This window comes from Lentzea sp. (assembly GCF_036380075.1).
Classification (GTDB): domain Bacteria; phylum Actinomycetota; class Actinomycetes; order Mycobacteriales; family Pseudonocardiaceae; genus Lentzea.
The window spans coordinates 1-4,164 of record NZ_DASVFL010000124.1 but is presented as its reverse complement, the minus strand read 5'-3'; the positions used below and the strand labels follow the sequence as shown (position 1 = coordinate 4,164).

General features: G+C 71.7%; 5 protein-coding genes. All 5 read right to left on the bottom strand.

Annotated elements, in window-relative coordinates:
- Positions 1 to 648, bottom strand: a 648-nt coding sequence (locus tag VF330_RS15630) for a histidine kinase dimerization/phosphoacceptor domain-containing protein (RefSeq protein WP_330852314.1), incomplete at its 3' end; no start/stop codon positions are given.
- The gene (locus tag VF330_RS15625; protein WP_330852313.1) at positions 645 to 1,277 is read right to left on the bottom strand and encodes a response regulator transcription factor; all 633 of its coding nucleotides are present in this window, start codon (positions 1,275 to 1,277) and stop codon (positions 645 to 647) included. The genes VF330_RS15630 and VF330_RS15625, both read right to left, overlap by 4 nt.
- A gap of 62 nt (positions 1,278 to 1,339) precedes the next feature.
- A complete protein-coding gene (gene der / locus VF330_RS15620) occupies positions 1,340 to 2,761 on the bottom strand; it encodes a ribosome biogenesis GTPase Der (protein ID WP_330852312.1) in 1,422 nt (473 codons plus the stop codon).
- Positions 2,758 to 3,390: a lysophospholipid acyltransferase family protein gene (locus VF330_RS15615; RefSeq protein WP_330852311.1), complete on the bottom strand. Its 633-nt coding sequence runs from the start codon at positions 3,388 to 3,390 to the stop codon at positions 2,758 to 2,760. The genes der and VF330_RS15615 overlap by 4 nt, the downstream gene beginning before the upstream one ends.
- Complete coding sequence (gene cmk, locus VF330_RS15610) at positions 3,387 to 4,073, bottom strand: (d)CMP kinase (protein WP_330852315.1); 687 nt, start codon at positions 4,071 to 4,073, stop codon at positions 3,387 to 3,389. The genes VF330_RS15615 and cmk overlap by 4 nt, the downstream gene beginning before the upstream one ends.
- Between the last annotated feature and the right edge of the window lie 91 nt (positions 4,074 to 4,164).

The window sequence follows — 4,164 nt, the reverse complement described above, 5'->3', positions numbered from 1 at the left end:
CATCTCGGACAGGGATTCCTTTGCCAGAGAACGCAAACGCAGCGCCGTCTCCCGCACGGACGGGTCTGCGGCGGTGGCGGCAAGGGCGGCTGACTCCACGGCGATCAAGGTGGCGTGGTGGCCCACCGAGTCGTGAATCTCGCGGGCTATGCGGGCTCGTTCGGCGTCGCGGGCCGAGGTTTCCTGGGCTTCCAGTTCGGCGGCACGGGCTCGGCGGGTTTCGTACAGCGAGTGGGTCAGGTCCTTGCGGGTGGTTACCAGGGCGCCTAGGGCGGTGGGGGCCGCTGCCAGGCCGAACGCGAACGCGAACGCCAGCAGCAGAGGACCGAAGGGGATCGGTTTCGTCAGGGCCACCGGGGCGATCGCGGCCGCGGTCAGCAGACACACCCAGAAGAGCTGGACCGGGATCGACTTCTCCTTGCGGCCCAGGCGGTACTGGGCCACCAGTGCCGGGGCCCAGCCCAGGCCGCCTGCCACTGCCGGCACGCACAGCAGCGACGCCAGCCACGGCCAGCGGAGGCGCAGAGGTAGCAGTAGGGAGGCTGCTATGGCGGTCCAGAGCGACCACGGGAACGGGCGGTCCTGGGTCAGCAGGACCACGCCGGCGGCCAGGCCCACGGTCAGGAGTTCCAGGAGCAGCCGTTTCACCACACACCGACCTGGTGCGCGACCAGAGCCGCCTGCACCCGGTTCTCCACGCCCAGCTTGGTCAGGACGGTGGAGACGTAGCTCTTCACCGTCGCCTCGGACAGGCAGAGCTGCTCGGCTATCGAGTGGTTCGAGCGGCCGCCGGCTACCAGCTCGAGCACTTGGCGTTCGCGGGCTGACAGCGAGTCCAGCTGGCGGTTGGCGCGGAAGCCGCGCAGGCGTGGGAGCAGGCGGACGGTGATGCGCGGGTCCAGGACGGCGCCGCCTGCTGCCAGGTCCAGGACGGCGCGGACCAGGGCTTCCGGTTCGGCGTCCTTCAGCAGGAAGCCCTGGGCGCCGAGGTCCAGGGCTGTCGCGACGTAGTCGTCGAGGTCGAACGTGGTCAGGACGGCGATGGCGGGCGGGGTGGCCCACGTGCGGAGCCTGCGCACGGCCTCCAGGCCGTCTACGCCGGGCATCTGCACGTCCACCAGCACTACGTCGGGCAGTTGCGCCAGGACCACCTCGACGAGCTCGGCGCCGTCGGCGGCCTCGCCGACCACCTCCACCCGCCCGTCGGCTTCGAGGAGGACCTTGAGGCCCCGCCGCAGCAGGGCCTCGTCGTCGGCTAGCACCACTCGTACGGCCACCAACCCAACCAACCGCACGCACGGCCGAAGGGCAAATAGATCACTCAGGTGGTTCCGAAGAACTACTTCCGGGCGGCGCCGGCCTTCTTCTTCTCGCGCACGCGCACGGAGATGCGCACCGGGCTGCCCTCGAAGCCGAACTCCTCGCGCAGCCTGCGCTCGATGAACCGGCGGTACGACGCCTCGAGGAAACCCGTCGTGAACAGCACGAACGTCGGCGGGCGGGTCGAGGCCTGGGTGGCGAACAAGACCTTCGGCTGCTTGCCGCCGCGCACGGGCGGCGGGGTCGCGGCGATCAGGTCCGACAGCCACTGGTTGAGGCGGCCGGTCGGGACTCGGGTGTCCCACGAGTTCAGCGCCGTGCGCAGGGCCGGGGCGAGCTTGTGGACGGCGCGGCCGGTCAGGGCCGAGACGTTGACGCGGTCGGCCCACGGCACGCGCACCAGGCCGCGTTCGAGCTCGCGGACCATCTCGTTGCGGCGGTCCTCGTCGACGAGGTCCCACTTGTTGAACGCCAGCACGCAGGCGCGGCCGGACTCGACGACCATCGTCAGGACGCGCAGGTCCTGTTCGGACAACGGCTCGTGGGCGTCCAGCAGCACGATCGCGACCTCGGCGGTCTCGATCGCGGACTTGGTGCGCAGCGAGGCGTAGTACTCGGCGCCGCTCTCGAACTTCACGCGCTTGCGCAGGCCGGCGGTGTCGACGAAGCGCCAGATCTCGCCGTCGAGCTCGACCAGCGAGTCGACCGGGTCGACGGTGGTGCCGGCGACCGAGTCGACGACCGAGCGGTTCTCGCCAGTCAGGCGGTTGAGCAGCGACGACTTGCCGACGTTCGGCTTGCCGACCAGCGCGACGCGGCGGGGGCCGCCGCCGCGGGCGCCGAAGTCGTCGCGCGGGGTCTCCGGCAGCTTCGCGAGGATCACGTCGAGCAGGTCGCCGGAGCCGCGGCCGTGCAGGCCGGACACCGGGTACGGCTCGCCGAGGCCCAGCGACCACAGCGACGCGACGTCGGCCGTCAGGCGGTCGTCGTCCACCTTGGACGCGCAGAGGATCACCGGCTTCTTGGAGCGGCGCAGGACCTTCGCGACGGCCTCCTCGGTCGTCGTCGCGCCCACGGACGCGTCCACGACCACGAGGATCACGTCGGCGGTGGCCATCGCGAGCTCGGCCTGGGCGGCCACGGCGGCCTGCAGGCCCTGCGCGTCCGGCTCCCAGCCGCCCGTGTCGACCACGGTGAACTTGCGGCCGTTCCACAGCGCGTCGTAGGCCACGCGGTCGCGCGTCACGCCCGGCACGTCCTGCACCACGGCCTCACGGCGGCCGATGATGCGGTTGACCAGCGTGGACTTGCCGACGTTCGGCCGTCCGACCACCGCGAGCACCGGCTGCGGCGGGGCGGCGTCCTCGCCGTCTTCGGAGTCGAGGCCGTCGAAGGCTGACCAGTCGGCCTCGTCCTCCCAGGTGCCGTCCAGGTCCGTCATCGTCTTCCCTCACTCACACGAAGTCCATCGAGTTCGGCGACCAGCGTCGCCAGGCGGTCGCGCACCTGCTCGGTGGCAACGCCCAGGGCGGCCCGTCCCTTCCCCTCGGGGAGGGGGAACGGCTCACCGATCAGCACGTCGACCTCGGGCCGGAAGCCCTTGGCCTGGTAGGTCCCGCGGCAGGCGACCGGCAGCACCACCGCACCGGAGGTCTTGGCCAGCCACGCCGCGCCGTTCTGCGCGTTCGCCACGTCGCCCTCGCCACGGGTGCCCTCGGGGAAGACCCCGATCACCCCGCCGGCTTTGAGCACGGCCAACGCGCTGGTCAGCGCGGTGCGGTCGGCCTCTCCCCGCTTGACGGGGATCTGCCCGATCCTGCCCAGGAGGTGGCCCACGACACCGCTGAACATCTCCTGCTTGATCAGGAACGTCACGCGCCGGGGCAGCACACCGAACAGGATCGGCCCATCAGCCATCGAGCTGTGGTTGGCGACGACGACCACGCCGCCCTGCAAGGGTACGCGGTCGCGGCCGTGCACCCGAATCCGGAACTGCCACGCGTACGGGACGCGCGCGATCCACCTGCCGAGATCGGTCAGCCACGGCAGGCTCCCGCCGGGAAGGGTCACCCGGTCACCCGCAGCCCGCGCCGTTCCACGAGGTCGAGCAGCGCGTGCACGGTGCCGGCGAGGTCTAGGTCGGTGGTGTCCACCTCGACCGAGTCGTCGGCGGCCTTCAACGGCGACACCGCGCGCGTCGAGTCGTAGTCGTCACGGCGCCGCACGTCCGCCAGCACGGCGTCCACAGTGGACTGACGCCCGGCGGCGTTGTCCTGCTTGGTCCTGCGCGCGGCCCGCGCGTCAGCAGACGCCGTCAGGTAGACCTTCAGCGGGGCGTCGGGCGACACGACGGTGCCGATGTCGCGGCCCTCGACGACGATGCCGCCGACGTGGTCCAGCGCGTCGGCGATGATCGCGCGCTGCTGGGCCACGAGCAGCTCCCGCACGTGCCCGGTGGCGGACACGGGCGAGACCGCCAGCGTGACCTCGGGTCCGCGGATCTCGGCGGACACGTCGTCGCCGTCCAGCGTGATGCCCGGCCGGACCGGGTCGGTGCCGACGACGAGCACGGCGTTGTCCGCGACCTCGGCGACCTTGACCTCGTCCGCCGGGTCGACCCCCGCGCGCAGCACGGCGACCGTGATCGCCCGGTACATCGAGCCGGTGTCGAGGTAGCGCGCGTCGAGCGCCGACGCGAGGCGCTTCGCGACGGTGGACTTCCCGGTGCCGGACGGTCCGTCGAGTGCCACCACGCCGCGCAACTGACCCTGGCCCACCACAGCTCCCTCCGAGACGCCCACGGTGGTCATTGTGCCTGGTGCGGACGCTCACACCGCAGGCGGG

Excerpts from the sequence above, each read along its gene's own strand:
- der (WP_330852312.1), bottom strand. The coding sequence starts at position 2,761 with ATGACGGACCTGGACGGCACCTGGGAGGACGAGGCCGACTGGTCAGCC.